At 36.7% G+C, this 16,559-nt stretch carries 12 protein-coding genes; 9 read left to right on the top strand and 3 right to left on the bottom strand.

Annotated elements, in window-relative coordinates:
- Positions 1-7: 7 nt before the first annotated feature.
- From SJY37_RS06605 to murI, 5 genes are all read left to right on the top strand, one after another.
- A complete protein-coding gene (locus SJY37_RS06605) occupies positions 8-748 on the top strand; it encodes an isoprenyl transferase (RefSeq protein ID WP_108877766.1) in 741 nt (246 codons plus the stop codon).
- Positions 681-3,362, top strand: coding sequence for an outer membrane protein assembly factor (locus tag SJY37_RS06600; protein ID WP_298322510.1), 2,682 nt, complete (start codon positions 681-683; stop codon positions 3,360-3,362). Before SJY37_RS06605 ends, SJY37_RS06600 begins: the two co-directional genes overlap by 68 nt.
- 37 nt (positions 3,363-3,399) lie before the next feature.
- A complete protein-coding gene (locus SJY37_RS06595) occupies positions 3,400-4,407 on the top strand; it encodes an OmpH family outer membrane protein (RefSeq protein WP_298322513.1) in 1,008 nt (335 codons plus the stop codon).
- 39 nt (positions 4,408-4,446) lie between these two features.
- Positions 4,447-4,959, top strand: a complete 513-nt coding sequence (locus SJY37_RS06590; protein WP_298322516.1) for an OmpH family outer membrane protein — start codon at positions 4,447-4,449, stop codon at positions 4,957-4,959.
- Positions 4,960-5,039: 80 nt separating this feature from the next.
- Entirely contained in the window at positions 5,040-5,846 is an 807-nt protein-coding gene (murI, locus tag SJY37_RS06585) for a glutamate racemase (RefSeq protein ID WP_298322519.1), read from the top strand.
- Positions 5,847-5,855: 9 nt separating this feature from the next.
- On the opposite strand, the gene SJY37_RS06580 is transcribed toward murI, so the two are convergent.
- Both SJY37_RS06580 and SJY37_RS06575 read right to left on the bottom strand, forming a co-directional pair.
- Positions 5,856-6,590, bottom strand: a complete 735-nt coding sequence (locus SJY37_RS06580; protein WP_298322522.1) for a LytTR family DNA-binding domain-containing protein — start codon at positions 6,588-6,590, stop codon at positions 5,856-5,858.
- Positions 6,591-6,593: 3 nt separating this feature from the next.
- Positions 6,594-8,792: a histidine kinase gene (locus SJY37_RS06575; protein ID WP_298322525.1), complete on the bottom strand. Its 2,199-nt coding sequence runs from the start codon at positions 8,790-8,792 to the stop codon at positions 6,594-6,596.
- Positions 8,793-9,000: 208 nt separating this feature from the next.
- On the opposite strand from SJY37_RS06575, the gene SJY37_RS06570 reads away from it, so the two are divergent.
- Together SJY37_RS06570 and SJY37_RS06565 are read left to right on the top strand one after the other, a co-directional pair.
- On the top strand, positions 9,001-10,170 hold the full coding sequence (locus SJY37_RS06570) for a VWA domain-containing protein (RefSeq protein ID WP_298322528.1): 1,170 nt from the start codon (positions 9,001-9,003) through the stop codon (positions 10,168-10,170).
- Between the two features lie 134 nt (positions 10,171-10,304).
- Positions 10,305-11,186, top strand: coding sequence for an OmpA family protein (locus tag SJY37_RS06565; protein WP_298322531.1), 882 nt, complete (start codon positions 10,305-10,307; stop codon positions 11,184-11,186).
- Positions 11,187-11,279: 93 nt separating this feature from the next.
- Here the strand turns inward: SJY37_RS06565 and SJY37_RS06560 are convergent, their stop codons facing one another.
- The gene (locus SJY37_RS06560; protein ID WP_298322534.1) at positions 11,280-12,281 is read right to left on the bottom strand and encodes a type IX secretion system membrane protein PorP/SprF; all 1,002 of its coding nucleotides are present in this window, start codon (positions 12,279-12,281) and stop codon (positions 11,280-11,282) included.
- A 305-nt stretch (positions 12,282-12,586) separates the two neighbouring features.
- Between SJY37_RS06560 and SJY37_RS06555 the strand changes: the two genes are divergently transcribed.
- Entirely contained in the window at positions 12,587-13,489 is a 903-nt protein-coding gene (locus tag SJY37_RS06555; protein WP_298322537.1) for a NifU family protein, read from the top strand.
- A gap of 149 nt (positions 13,490-13,638) precedes the next feature.
- The gene (locus SJY37_RS06550; RefSeq protein WP_298322540.1) at positions 13,639-16,473 is read left to right on the top strand and encodes a pitrilysin family protein; all 2,835 of its coding nucleotides are present in this window, start codon (positions 13,639-13,641) and stop codon (positions 16,471-16,473) included.
- The last annotated feature ends 86 nt before the right edge of the window (positions 16,474-16,559 follow it).

Raw genomic sequence — 16,559 nt, 5'->3', positions numbered from 1 at the left:
GAATATAATGGACGTACTTGCCCAGATTAATAAAGAAAAATTGCCCCAGCACATCGCTATTATTATGGATGGTAATGGCAGATGGGCAAAAAAACAAGGCCTTCTTAGAGCTGTAGGTCACAAGAAAGGGTCTAAAGCAGTAAGAGAAGCGGTGGAAGCCGCAGCCGAACTTGGCGTGCCTTACCTAACTCTTTATGCTTTTTCTACAGAAAACTGGAACCGCCCTAAGGCAGAAGTAGATACTCTCATGAACCTGCTTGTGTCTTCCTTAAAAAAAGAAATTTCAACCCTACAAGACAATGATGTTTCCCTCAACACCATTGGAAACACTAGCTCTTTGCCTAAAAAAGCACAAAGAGAACTTGATGAAGTTATAGAAAAAACAAAAAACAATAAAAGGCTTAAACTTACACTTGCATTGAGTTATGGCAGCAGAGAAGAACTAATAAAAACTGTCAAAGAAATAAGCGATAAAGTTAAAAATAACCTAATTTCGCCAGCTGAAATAGATGAGTCTTGTATAAATGAGCATCTTTACACCCATGACATGCCGGATGTAGATTTGTTAATACGCACAAGTGGAGAGCAACGAATTAGTAATTTTTTGTTGTGGCAGATAGCCTATGCTGAGTTTTATTTTACAGAAATACTGTGGCCAGATTTTAGAAAGGAACATTTACATGACGCTATTTACAATTATCAGAAAAGAGAACGAAGATTTGGAAAGACAAGTGAACAAATTAAATAGTGCATCTACTTTTTCAAAAGTGACAAGCAAATGGATGATTTTTTTAGCCCTTTTGAGCTTTACTTTTGCTCAAGCGCAAAGACAATTACCGTTAGACCCCGAAGTTAAATATGAAATTGCAGACATCAAAGTAAGTGGGGTTTCTACTTATAATGAGAACACTGTAATTGCATTTACAGGACTCCGAGTGGGAGAACGTATCTTTCTACCTGGGCAAAAGATTACAGATGTAATCAAAAAGCTATGGGGACTAGAACTCTTTTCAGACATTAACTTATATGTTACTGGCGTTAATGGAGACAAGGTTGACTTACAACTAGATATCAAAGAAGTTCCAGAACTTAATGAAGTACGATTTAAAGGGATCAAACAGAAAAAAGGAGCCAACTTTATCAAAGACAATGGTCTTAATAAAGGCGCAAAGGTCACAGAAAACCTAGAGACAACAGCCAAGAATTATATCGAGAACAATTACAAAAAGAAAGGATATCTCAACTCAAAAGTTTTTATCAATACTGTTCCTACTGTAGATAGTATAGGTGCAAACAAAGTCAATATGACTGTAAATATTGATAAGGGAGAGCGTGTAAAAATAGCTGATATCAATATTATAGGACGTGAGAAGCTCAAAGAAGGAACCCTCTTAGGCTCTATGAAAAGTACCAAAGAAAAGAAAATCTGGCGCGTATGGAAGCGATCTAAATTTATAAAAGCAGATTACGAAGAAGATAAAGTTTCACTTATTAATAAGTATAAAGAAAAAGGATACCGTGACGCACGAATTGTTTCTGATACTATCATCAAGAATAACGAGAAGAGTATTACGATAGAAATGAACGTAGAAGAAGGTAATAGGTACTACATAGGTGACATTGATTTTATAGGAAATTCTGTCTACACAGATGAGCAATTAAGCCGTCAATTAGGGCTTTTCAAAGGAGATGTATATAATGGAGTTCTCTTAAAAGAACGTATTCAAGACGATACAGATCCAGATTCAGATAACATTGCAAACCTTTACCAAAATAGTGGTTATCTCTTCTCAAATATTAATGCAGTAGAGACAAGTGTCCAAAACGACACTATAGATTTCGAGGTTCGTATTTCTGAAGGCAAACTCGCTTATTTTAATAAAGTAACCGTAAAAGGTAATGACAAAACTAAGGATAAGGTAATTTATAGAGAATTACTTACTAAGCCTGGTCAGCGCTATAGTAAAGCTGCAGTTGTTGGAACTATTAGAGAGCTTGGTCAATTAGGATTTTTTGATGCCCAACAGCTTACTCCTAATTTTGATAACTTTGATGCCGTAGGAGGTACTGTAGACTTAGAATACAATGTTGTAGAGCAAGGTGCCAGCCAGATAGAGCTTCAAGGAGGTTTTGGTGGTGGTGGTTTTGTAGGAACGCTAGGTCTTTCTTTCAATAACTTCTCTATTCAGAACATATTTAATAAGGATGCATATCAACCTCTTCCTATGGGAGATGGTCAAAAATTCTCTTTAAGAGCGCAAGCAAGTCAGTTTTTCCAAACGTATAGTGCTTCACTTACAGACCCATGGTTTGGCGGAAAACAACCAGTACAATTTTCTACATCTTTTTCACATACGATTCAATATCTCTTTACCGGAGTAAACAGTGGTAATGCTAGCGATCGTGTAGACAAGGATAGAAAGTTTTTAATCACAGGTGGTTCTGTTGGGCTCTCAAAACGTCTTTCATGGCCAGATCGCAACTTTAGCTTATCACACGCTATAAGTTTCCAGCATTTTGATTTACAAAACTACAACACAGGACTATTCACCTTTGGTGATGGATCATCAGAAAACTTAGCATATACAATAGGTTTAGGTAGAAGAGAAGTATTTGGTGGACTTATATTCCCTACTGGCGGATCAGACATAAGCATTACAGCAAAACTTACACTCCCTTACTCAGCTTGGAACGGTGTGGATTATAAAGGCCTAGCTGTGGAGCGTGATGAAGCACTAGCAGATGGCGTTAGCAGTACAGGTAAAACCGTAGGAGAAATAGATCAAGAGCGTTTTAACTGGCTAGAATACTACAAGGTAAAATTTGATGGTAAATGGTATACTCCGCTCGTTGGCAAATTTGTCTTACAAACTGGGATTGAATTTGGATGGCTTGGAGCTTATAATCAAGACAGAGGTGTACCTCCATTTGAGCGTTTCTTCTTAGGAGGTGATGGTCTAGGTGGTTTCTCACTAGATGGTAGAGAGATCGTACGACTTAGAGGCTATCCTAACCAAGCGGTGACTCCTATTGATAGAGGAGCAGCGCTTTCTAGCACAAATCAAGCAAATGATGGTGCTACTATCTACAATAAATTCAGCTTAGAACTTCGCTACCCTATCTCGTTTAATCCTCAGGCAACTATTTATGCATTAACTTTTGCAGAAGCTGGATCGTCTTATGACAATTTTAGAGACTATAACCCGTTTCAATTGAGTAGATCTGCTGGAGCAGGAATTCGTATATTTATGCCAGCCTTTGGTTTATTAGGATTGGATTTTGGATATGGATTCGACCCAATTCCTGGTACTGTAGGAGCAAATGGATGGGAGACACACTTCATTATTGGTCAGCAGTTCTAATTTTTGGCACGATTATTTCTAATGCAATTCTGAACTTATGAAGACACATGTTTTTCTCTTACTAATCGCAACAATGTTGTTATCTACTTCACTAGAAGCTCAAAGAGCTAGTGGTGTGCGTATAGGATACATTGATATGGATTATATTCTTGAAAATGTTCCTGAATACCAAGAAGCATCTGCACAGCTAGATAACAAGGTAGGGAAATGGAAAGGTGAGATTGAAACTAAACTTGAAGAGGTTGCTGCAATGAAAAAGCAACTGGATAATGAAAGAGCATTACTCACAAAAGAGCTTATAGAAGAACGTGATGAAGAAATCACTTTTGAAAGAGATCAAATATTAGAATACCAGCAAAAACGTTTTGGTCCAGGTGGAGATTTAGCAATCCAGAGAAGACAACTTGTTGAGCCAGTACAGGATCAAGTATTTAACGCTGTACAAGAAATATCTGCAGCAAAGAAATTTGACCTTGTTTTTGATAAATCATCAGACTTAATGATGCTGTATACGGCAGACAGACTTAATATAAGTGACCAAGTCCTTAGAAGTATTACTAGAGCTGCAAAACGTAATCAAATCAATAGTAAGAAAGACGAGAGAGATTTTGACATCGATGAGGCAAAAACAGTAGAGCAAGATAAAGCCAGTCAAGAAAGACAACGAGCAATAGACGCAAAGACTGCCGAACGTGATGCAGCTCTTGAAGCCCGTAATAAAGATAGAGAAACGCAAAAAGCAGAACGCCAAGCGGCCTTTCAAGAAAGAAGAAGGTTATTACTTGAAGAACGCCAGCGCAAGAAAGATTCTATACAAGCTGTACGTGAAGCAAAAACCACAACATCTAGCGGAAGAGGCACGCCAACATTAGGCACGGATCCTGCAAATGCTAAAGCAGCCAAAGAAGCTGCAATTGCAGATAGAAAAAGAAAAAAAGATTCTATTATTGCTGTAAGAAAGGCAAAAAGAGATTCAATTTTAGAAGCAAGGAAAAAGAAAACTACGCCTCCAGCACAAAATGGAAATGACGGAGACGGTAGATAACCCTTATTAATTATTACACTTAACTCAAATTAGATTAAAATGAAACAGTTTACAAAAGTATTAGCAGCGATTGCACTTATCGTAGGAATGAGTAGCGCTATGCAAGCACAAAGCAAAGTTGCACACATTAACTCACAGTCTCTTGTAGAAGCTATGCCTACATATAAGAATGCAATGTCTGAGCTAGAAAAGCTACAGAAATCATATGATACAGAAATTTCTGCAATGGGTGCAGAACTTCAAAAAACATACGAGCGTTATAACCGTGAGGCAGAAACTCAAACTGATGAGGAAAATGGAAGACGCATGCAAGAAGTTCAAGAAACTCGTACTAACATTGCAAAGTACCAACAAACGGCATTACAAACACTTCAAACTAAAGAGCAAGAACTCATCAAGCCTATTATTGAAAAAGCAAGATTAGCTATTCAAAAAGTTGCTAGAGCAAAAGGTTTTGAATTCGTACTTGATTCTACACCTGGAGCTGCAGGAGTTATCATGGCAGATGGTTATGATTTAATGCCAGACGCAAAAGCTTCTTTAGGAATATAATTTTAAAATATTCTTTCGCTTAAGCGAAAACAAATATTAAAAACTGCCCTTTTTAAAGGGCAGTTTTTTATTTTAGATACATGCAAGATAAAGGTAACATTGGACTTTTTGATAGTGGTATAGGAGGCACTTCCATCTGGAAAGAGGTAGTCACACACCTACCGTATGAAAACACCATATACCTTGCCGATAGTAAGCATGCACCTTATGGCGCAAAATCAAAAGAGGAAATAATTGCGCTATCTGTAAAAAACACAGAAAAGCTTATACAACTAGGCGCAAAAATTATTGTTGTTGCTTGCAATACCGCAACCACAAACGCCATTGATTACCTCAGGAAAAATTATGACATCCCATTCATAGGTATTGAACCTGCCATAAAGCCTGCGGCACTCAATTCTAAAAATAAGACAATTGGTATTCTAGCGACCAAAGGAACGCTAAACAGCACTCTGTTTCAAGATACTTCAGAGAAGTGGACAAAGGGAACTAAAGTTATAGAAGTCATAGGAGAAGGCCTTGTGCCGCTTATAGAGAAGGGAGATCTTGAGAGTTCTGTTTTAAGAAAACTCCTTGAGTCATATGTTGCTCCTATGATTGCCCAAGAGATCGATTATCTCGTTTTAGGATGTAGTCACTATCCATACCTCATCCCGCTTCTAATTGAGTTATTACCTGCAGAGGTTACTATCATAGATTCCGGATTAGCCGTCGCCCGCCAGACCAAATCTGTTCTTACAGAAATAAACGCCTGCAATACTGCTACGAATGGAAATCATCAATTATTTACAAATGGGGATCCGAGTATTTTAGAAAAAGTATTAGTACGCTTTCGCGAAAGCGTAACCCCTCCACTTGATATCACTATCAAGAAACTTGATTTTTAGCTTACCTAATTATTGAAAATAGGTCAGTAAGTTTGCTTTTTGACTAGCAGAAACCATTACCTCTTTCCCACTACTCAACACGACGCTTCCTCCTTTACCCTTTTTGTAGGCGGTGATTTCGTTTACGTTCACTAAATATGATTTATGAACACGTGCAAATCCAAAATCTGTAAGCGCATCTTGAAAAAATTTAAGTGTTTTACTTACCAATTTCTTCTCGTCATTTTTCAGAAAAATCTCTGTGTAGTTATCATCTGCTTTGCAATATAAAATATCTTGTGCAGATAGTACTTCAAAACCATCTTGTACTGGAATAGTGATTTTACCTTGCTTGTCAATGGTATGTGCAGTGAGCACTTTATTATCTAAAGCATTTTCTTTTGTCTTTACCTCACTCACATAATCTACCGCCTTTATGAGCTCATCTATAGACACAGGCTTTAATAGATAGTACGAAGCATGCGTATTAAGCGCATCCATAGCATACTGATTATATGCCGTTACAAAAACCGTCTCAAAACTACGGTCGCCTACTTGCTCTAGTAAATCAAAAGCATTTCCCTTAGGCATTTCTACATCTAGAAAAACTAAATCAAGTTCATGATTTCTTATCAATACCAACGCTTCATCAACATTTTCTGCCTCACCTACAATGTCAACTTTAGGGCAGTACTTAGTGAGATAGTTACGTAAGATCTCTCTACTAGTCTCTTCGTCTTCTACTATAATGGTTTTGAGTTTCATGTATTATACTTTTTTAAGCGTGAGCGTCACTTTTGTTCCTTCTCCATTATCAAAAACATCAGAAACCGCGACAGCAATACGATCACCGTACATCTCATTGAGAATAGCAATTCGCTTTTTAATGTTTCCCATTCCCTTAGATTTTTGTTTCTTTTGATTCTCAGTCTTTAATGCTTTACTACGTGTACGCCCTACCCCATCATCTGATACTGTTATTATTGCTGTATTCTCATCTTTCTGATCAAAACTAATGCGCAGCATACCTTTCTCTTCTTTGTAGCGCATTCCATGCCACACAGCGTTTTCTACATAAGGCTGCAATAACATAGGTGGAATCATAAAGGAGCTTACATCTAGCGCTTCATCTACCTCAATCTCATAATCAAAGCGATCTTTGAATCTAAAATGCTCTAGCATCGTGTACCTCTTGATAAGGTCTATCTCACTAGACAGAGGTATAAAATCTTCCTCACTATTCTCTAGCACGGCTCTCATGAGAATAGAAAAATCTGAAAGATATTTATTGGCAGTACGTTCATCATTAGTTGCTATGAAGCTATTAACCGAATTCAATGCATTAAAAATAAAATGCGGATTCATTTGTGATCGCAAACTTTTGAGAGCAAGGAGGTTATTTGCGTATTGCTGCTTCTTACTACTTCTATACATAGAGAATGCAGTAAGCAGCAATAATGCCGTAACCAGTATGAGAGATCCAATTATTACTTTCTGCCTGGTATCTCTAGCCTCTACAAGTTCTTGTTCTTGGAAAGCAAGCTGATATCGACTCTCATTAAGTTGTCTGTCTTTTTCAAGACTAATAATTCTATTCTGCTTTTCGGTAATATCCTTTGCAAAGCGCGTTGCTTGAGAGATTTCTTGCTCTTTGCGGCTATAACTAAGGTCTACAATATTTTTATATGCCTCATAAGCTTCTTTGGCTTTATCGATATCACCTTTATCGCGGTATACCTCAGAGAGTCTACGCCTTGCATTTTTCTCGACTATGAGGTCTTCCTTATCACGTGCTTCTTCTATACTCTTCTCTAAAAAAGGAATAGACTCTTCGTATTTATTTTGTGCCGCTAGTGCAAATCCTATTTTATAATTTTGCTTTTGTACTGTTATCACATCATCATTAGCTATAGAATCTGGTGCAACAAGATTCATATCTTCTATTGCGGATTTACGTAGTTCAATCTCTGCATCATAAGATTTATTCCTACTATAATAATCTGCTACTTTTGTCTTTGCTCTTACAGCAGACTCTGTTTTTTCGATATTAGATAACTCGGCCGCCTTAGAGTAATTTAAAGCAGCAGCTTGCGGTGCTCCTTGTTGATCATAAGCATCACCTATTTTGGTATTTAGTCTTGCTGCGTCTGATGGCTTTTGAAGTTGGGTGACTTTTTTCTCCACTTCTTCATAATTTGTAATAGAAGTTACGTAGTCTCCAGTTGCAACATAAGCATCACCTAGCCCCTCTTTTACAATTATTTGTTGTGTTGCAGTAAGTTTCTTCTCTGCAAGCTTCGTGTATAGTCTTATAGACTCTTGGTAGTTCTTATTGTCATAATATGCCTGAGCAAGCGCAATTTCTACTGCAATACTTGGCTCATTTTTAATACTCAACTTATAATTAGTGACCGCAAGATCGTACTGCTTCCAGTGACTATAAATATCTCCTAGTAATTTGAAACTTCTGGCTCTTTCACTTGTGGTAATAGTAGGGACAGAAAGTGCTTGTGCAACATTATCAACACCAGCTGCGGCATTTGATTTGTAAACTAACGTCGCTTGATTAATAAGTGAGTTAAAAGTAATAGGAGGAGCTTGAACATCTGAAACCTCATCAAACTCAACTATTTTTTCTATAGGTCTCACTTCTAATTTTATGCGTTGTTGATCCTTTATGGTGTAAAAGACCGTCTCAAAATCTTCACTACGTATCACAAGCTCATCACCTACTTTGGCAGCTATTCTAAATTCACCATCACTCCCCGAGGTGGTATAAGCTCCACCAGTGACCTCTACATTTGCTTTGGCAACAGGCTTCATATACTCCGTATCAAGTATACTTCCCTTCAATGTAAAAACTCTATTAGTGCTCCTACTAACCGCCTCGCGTTCCTGTTGCGCAAGAGCTGTGTACGACCCCAGTAAAAGAAGAAGTATAAATAATATGTAATTTCTTGTTTTCATTGTAGTCAAACTTACTCTAAAAAAATAGCATCTTAAAACCATAAAAGAAGCAAACACGCCCATTTTCATGGTTTTACCCATAAAAACATTCCTTTCACTAATCGCACAGGGTCGTTTACTCATTCATCTGTCCTATTCCCTCATTCTATCTAAAATTTGACTTTTCATACTAGTAATTTTGAATTCTATTCATCATAAAAATCAGCAAATGAAAACTCTTTTTATTCTAGCAATAACACTTGCTTTACACAGCGGACTCTTAGCCACAAACGGAAATGAGGATGGGCACGCTTTCGCGAAAGCGGAAAAAAATCACGCCTCATCATTAAAAAAAGATCCCGTACAAAATACCATCAAAGTAGCACTACTCTTAGACACTTCTAATAGTATGGATGGGTTGATTGATCAAGCTAGAGCACAATTGTGGGAGCTAGTCAACGAACTAGCCGAAGCCAAATGCGGAAATGAAAGCCGTCCAGCTCTTAAAATTGCTCTTTATGAATATGGGAATGACAGGCTCAATGCAAGAGAAGGATATATACGTATGGTGAGTGCTTTTAGTACAGATCTGGATGAAATCTCTAAAAACCTCTTTTCTCTCACAACAAATGGAGGAAACGAATATTGCGGTAATGTGATTCAAAATTCGCTCAATCAATTAGAGTGGGGTAAAAACAAAAACGATCTCAACCTTATTTTTATAGCTGGTAATGAACCTTTTGATCAAGGACCAGTGCGTTACCAAGATGCTGCCAGCAATGCCTGTGGAAAGGATGTCACTATAAATACAATTTTTTGCGGTGATTATAATGAAGGTTTGCAAACTAAATGGAAAGATGGGGCATCCCTTACACAAGGAGATTATATTGCTATAAATAGTGATAAAGCAACAGTGCACATCCCATCTCCATACGATAATAAAATCTTACACAAGAATGAGGAGCTTAATAAGACCTATGTAGGTTATGGTAATCTAGCCCCTTCTAAAATGGCCTTACAAAATAGTCAAGACAGCAATGCACAATCATATGGAAATGCAAATGCCGTAAAAAGAGCAGTGAGCAAAAGCTCTAGATTATATAAAAATACTAGCTGGGACCTTGTAGATGCCATGGAAGAAAATGAAGAAATCATAGTAGAGCTTAAAGAAACTAGTCTCCCTCAAGAACTCAAAGGGAAAACCGAACAGGAAATAAAAAAGTACGTTTCTAAGAAAAAAGAGCAACGCATGGCAATACAACAAGAAATTGCTGATCTTAATACAAAACGTAAAGAATTTCTTGAATCTAAAACCAATGCTAAAGACAATGAACTTCGCAACGCACTAGTGGATGCCATAAAAAAACAAGGTCGATTAAAAAATTACAGCTGGGAATAACCACTTCAACTATTTGACTACAAACATCTTGCATATGTTATCATATGCAAGATGTTTTACTTTATGATATCCTTAACGTCTATACAAAAACCTGTCACCGTATAACTAAGAAGTAAACACTAAACTAAACACTTATGATTATTTCAAGAGTTACAAAGAATACCCTACTTATTGCAATGACTGCTGGAGCACTTACATCTTGCGTCTCAAAGAAGAAATACACTCAGCTTCAATCTGAGTATGACACTACAAAAGTTACTTTGACTAAAACTAAAGTTGAAAAAGAGGAAATAGAAGCAAAATATGCGGCTATAGAGCAACGTGTGGATGATTACAATACTAAAATCAATTCTCTACGTGACACTAACGTTGATTTGCAAGCTTCTAACGATGCTAAATTTGAGATTACCACTAATGGTACTGTAATGTCAGAAAACACAAAGCAGAAGTTAAGAGCAGCACTCGCAAATGTAGATCCAAGTGAGCTAGCGCAAGCACAAACACTAGAGGACTCTATGAATCTTGCAGTTTCTCATAAACTTAAACGTAACCTTGATAAAGATGTTTATGGAGCAAATGCACAAGATGACATTAATATAGATATAGATGATACTGTAGTACAGATTTCTATTTCAGATAAAATGCTATTTCGCTCTGGGAGTTATAGAGTAAGCAAGGAAGCAGATGCTCTTTTGAGACGTATTGCTGCCGTTGTAAATTCTGAACCAGCTGTAGAAGTAATGGTAGAAGGTCACACAGATAGTCGTACTGTAAAGAAAGGCTCATACCTCAAGGATAACTGGGATCTAAGTGTACAACGTGCTACAGCAATCGTACGTGAGCTGCAAACTAAGCACAATGTAGATCCATCAAAACTAATTGCTTCTGGACGTAGTAGCTATGTTCCTTTAGTAGAAAATGATAGTAAAGAGAATATGTCAAGAAATAGAAGAACTAGAATTTTAATTCTTCCTAACCTTGATAAATTTCTAGCACTAATGGCTTCAAATGAATAAGAGCTATAATCTCTTATAATTATAAAACTAAAAATCCCTCGCCATGACTGGCGAGGGATTTTTTTTATTCTATACTAGATAGCTAACCGAATGCTAGTTGATAGCTGGACAGTTACAATCATAAGGTTCTTTGTTTTTACCAAGGTTGATACCCAACGTAATTTGGTGAAAACCACCATTAGTAAGCACTACTGAGTTGCTTTGATATGAATACGTGTATCCAAACATAAAACGATCATACATACCTCCTACAAATGGTGTTACATACTGAAGTTTTTGATTATCTACAGATTCTCCATTAGTAGTAAACTCTGCTCCGTCAAAACTTCTTCTATAAGAAAGACCTCCCCATAATCTACCCCAGTCTGTTTTATAATATGCCTTACCGTTTACATCTATTGTAGCTTCGCCTGTACTATCTGTAGCTTGAAACATTACCGATGGCTCAAAACTCCATTCAGAATAATTAGGAGAAATTGTATACGCCATAGATATTAAATAGCGACGCTGGTTGTTAGGCTCAAAATCTTCACTGAAAATATCACGCTTCACAGGGATTGCATTCTTAACAGTAAAATGTGTAGAGAAATTTAAAAAATTATAAGACATTCCAAAGTCTATATTTAAATAAGAATCACTCTGCTCTATCCCAGCTATAATAGGATCAAAATCTGTAAGGTCAAAATTAGTTTCATCAAGCTTACCTTGAATAATTCCTGCACTTATCCCAAAAGAAAGCTGATTTAAATCTACATAGTTACGCCCTAACATTAAGTGATATGCAAAAGTAGCATACACCCCTTGTTGAGAAAAATAGCCATTGCTATCATTAAAAAGCACACCACCTATTCCTATATTATCTCCTACTCGACCATTTAAACTTACTGTTTGAAGTGCTGGAGCATCATCTACACCTGCCCATTGTGATCTAGCTGTCCCTCTTAACTTAGTAGTTTGAGAAGCTCCTGCCATTGATGGGTGAAGTAAATATAAATTATCCTGTAAATAATCAAGATATACTGGAATACCTTCTTGCGCCATCGCAAACTGTGCAAAAAACAATGCTATTAGAAAGTAGGATTTCTTTAAACTCATGGACTTTTCTTTTTCTATACGGCTACAAATCGAAGATATTATGACCCTTACGACTGTATACTTTAAACTTGAGTAAAATCTATAAAAGACAATACTTCCATAGCTCTCAAATATAGGACTTTTTACAATACATCACGCTATATAACTCCCCAACTACGATGTAGATACCCTCAATATTAACTAGTACACGCAAATATATGATTTGTAATATAACGGACTTAATGAGTTAATATTCATAAAGCCATTACCCATACTTTATATACCAAGTACGCTCCATCTTCCATACCTTTGTAAAAAAATTATCAATGTCAACATATAGTATATCTGTAGAAGGAACTTCTAACCCTGCTATTAAAAAATTTCAGGCAGATCAGTTTCTAGTTAATCATAACAGCTACGAATTTAAAAATATAGATGAAGCTGCAAATTCGCCGCTTGCTCAACAGTTATTTTATCTTCCATTTGTAAAGACAGTATATATTACTCAAAACTTTGTTGCTATAGAAAAGTACAACATTGTAGAGTGGATAGATGTACAACAAGAAGTTGCAAATCAAATAGAAGACTACTTAAATGATAATGGTCTTGTTATTATAGAAGATGTTGCTGCAAAGAAAATACCGGTAACAGTTTATGCAGAGTCTACACCTAATCCATCAACACTTAAGTTTGTTGCAAACAAGAAGCTTGTAACTACAGCTTTTGAGTTTAAAAGTATAGATGACACGGCAAATGCTCCAATGGCAAAGGCTTTGTTTCACCTTCCTTATGTAAAGGAAGTCTTCTTTGATGAAAATTATATTTCTGTTCAAAAATATGATGTTGCAGAGTGGGATGAAGTTGTTACTGAAACTAGAGAGTTTATACGTGATTACATCCAAGATGGAAAAGAAATTGTAACAGCAGCTCAACTTAAAACACCACAGCAAGCAGAAGCAATTGCCGAAGAAAAGTTTGAGACTTTAGACGATATTTCTAAGGAAATAGTAAATATTATTGAAGAGTATGTAAAGCCAGCAGTTGCAAGTGATGGTGGAAATATCATGTTCAAAGGTTATGATCCAAAAACACAGAATGTTTCTGTAATTCTACAGGGAGCTTGTAGCGGATGTCCTTCAAGTACATTCACACTTAAAAATGGTATTGAAAACATGCTTAAGCAAATGTTACCTGGAAAAATAAATATGGTAGAAGCTATCAACGGATAGAAAATACTTCTTCTAAAGTAGAATAACCCTAATACTTCACTAAGAAGTGTTAGGGTTTTTTCTTATAATTTTTTTAAAATTATTGGACTCTAAGCAAATATCTAGTACTTTGTGAGACAATCAATTATACATTAAATTCATCAATCATTATGAAAAAAACATTAGCCTTATCAATAGGCCTTTTATTTAGCGCTGGCATGTTACTAGCCCAAAATAATGCAGACTTAACAACAACTCAATCCATCCCTACTTCAAAGATTCCAGTAGATCCTAATGTTAAAGTAGGTAAACTTTCAAATGGACTTACCTATTACATTCGTAATAATGGAAAACCAGAAGATAAAGTAGAGCTACGTCTCGCGGTAAATGCTGGTTCCATTATGGAAACGGAAAGACAATTGGGACTTGCTCACTTTATGGAGCACATGAACTTTAATGGAACGGAGAATTTCAAAAAAAATGATCTTGTAGATTACCTACAAAGTATAGGAGTAAAATTTGGTGCAGATCTTAATGCTTACACAAGCTTTGATGAGACCGTCTACATCTTGCCTATTCCTAGTGATGATCCAGAAAAGTTAGAAAAAGGCTTTCAGATTATCGAAGATTGGGCTCACAACACTACCTTATCTGAAGAAGCAATAGATGGAGAACGTGGAGTTGTACTAGAAGAGTTACGCTTACGTCTTGGCGCGGATGAACGCATGCAACGCGAGACTTTGCCAAAACTTATGTATGGCTCAAAATATGCAGAGCGCCTCCCTATAGGAACCAAAGAAAATCTAGAAAACTTTACTTACGAAGATGTTCGTAATTATTACAAAACGTGGTACCGTCCAGAGCTAATGGCCGTCGTTGCAGTTGGAGACTTAGATGTGGCTACAATGGAGCAAAAGATAAGAGACCATTTTGGTAAAATACCAACTTCAGAAAGTGCTCAAGAGCGTAAAAGCTACCAACTCCCTAATCACAAGGAAACTTTAATAGCCATTGCATCAGATAAGGAAGCTGCATTCAGCCGGGTGAATGTAATGTATAAAGATCGTAAAAATTCAGAACCTTCAGAAACAATTGGAGATTTTAGAGAAGGGCTAGTACGCAATCTTTTTTCTCAATTGATTAATAATCGTTTGAGCGAACTAAGAAATAGCGCTCAACCCCCTTTTGTTTTTGGATTTTCATTTTATGGAGGCACCTTTGCACGTACAAAAAATGCCTACCAATCTATAGCACAGACCAGTGCAGAAGGTCAACTAGAAGGACTTAAAGCGTTACTAATGGAAAATGAGCGGGTAAAGCGTTATGGCTTTCAGCCGAGCGAGCTTGACCGTGCCAAAATGAGTATAATTGCACGTTTAGAAAAGTCATATAACGACAGAGATAAACTAGAAAGTGGACGTATCGTAGGACAATACGTAAGCAATTACCTAAACAAACAGCCTATTCCAGGTATTGAGTGGCAGTTTAAAACCACTAAAGATTTATTAGAAGGAATCACTATTAAAGAAGTAAGTGAGCTTATTACTTACTTTATACACGAGGATAACCGTGTAATCACCCTCACTGGGCCAGAAAAAGAAGGTCTAACTCAAGTAACAGAAGAACAAGTACTCGCTCTTATTAAAGAGGTGGAAAATGCGGAAATTACAGCTTATGAAGATGAGGAAATACGCAACTCACTTATTGAAAAAATGCCAGCTCCTGGAACTATAGTTTCTACTACTGAAAATAAAGATCTAGGAACTAAGACTATGACACTCTCAAACGGTGCAAAAGTAACTATCAAAAAAACAGACTTTAAGAATGATGAAATTCTATTTTCAGCTTTTAGCCCTGGAGGAACAAGCTTATATTCTGATGAAGAAATAATAGCTACAGCCTTTGCAAACCAAGGACTTTCACAAGCTGGAATAGGTGGACTATCACTTACCGATATGAGTAAATTTATGAGTGGCAAAATTGTTAATGTGTCACCTTTCTTAACAAAGGGAGCCGAAAACTTTAGAGGATCTGCTGCACCAAAGGATCTGGAAGTACTTTTCCAGATGGTACATTTATACTTCACAGACCTCAATAAAGATGAGGAAGCATTCAACTCTTTTGTTTCAAAACAAAAAAGCTTTTTAGGTAACCTAATGGCAAATCCTAATTTCTACTTCCAAAGTCAAGTAAGCGATAGACGTCAAGAAGGAAATCCACGTTACACGGGATTCCCAACTGCTGCAAAATATGAAGCTGCAGACTATGACCTGGCCTATAAAAAATATCAAGAGCGTTATGCTGATGCCGGAGATTTCCACTTTTTCTTTGTAGGCAATGTAGAAGAGGAGGCGGTTTCCGCTTTCGCGAAAGCATACTTAGCACCTCTACCAGGTTTAGGAAGTAACGAAGATTATATACCAACAAAATTTAGAGAAAAAGATGCATACGATAAGTTTGTTGTAAACCGTGGCAAAGACCCAAAGAGTTCTGTATCTATAGCATGGAGAGAAGAAATGGACTATAATCCAGATACAGAGATGGCTGTTAAAGCACTAGGTGAGGTTCTCACAATTAAGCTAGTTGAAAAACTACGTGAGGAAGAAGGTGGTGTCTACGGTGTAGGTGCTAGAGGATCGTTAAGTAAGATTACTTTTTCTGATATGGATTTTAGTATTTCTTTCCCTTGTGGTCCAGAAAATGTAGAAAAACTAACAGCTGCCGCTCTCGCCGAAGTAGAGAAAATTAAAAAAGACGGCGTGACTCCAGAAGATCTTGCTAAGGTTAAAGAAACCTACCTAGTACAGCATAAAGAGCAAATTAAAACTAATAATTTCTGGCTCACCAGTCTTGTAAGTAAATATCAAGAAGATCGTGATGACAATTACATTCTTGGTTTTGAAAAAGCTGTAGCAAAACTAACGGCAAAAGATATTCAAGACGCAGCACAACGTTTTCTAGATGACAAGTATTTTATATCTGTCCTTATGCCTGAAGAAAACTAAGTTCAATACTTATAGAATACAAAAACCCGATTGTTTTGTAACAATCGGGTTTTTTATGTTTATTCCTGTATAAATATTTCAATTGT

The sequence above is a fragment of the Dokdonia sp. R78006 genome, assembly GCF_042466145.1.
Classification (GTDB): domain Bacteria; phylum Bacteroidota; class Bacteroidia; order Flavobacteriales; family Flavobacteriaceae; genus Dokdonia.
The sequence above is the reverse complement of the archived record's forward strand: the minus strand, read 5'-3'. Positions and strand labels throughout refer to the sequence as shown.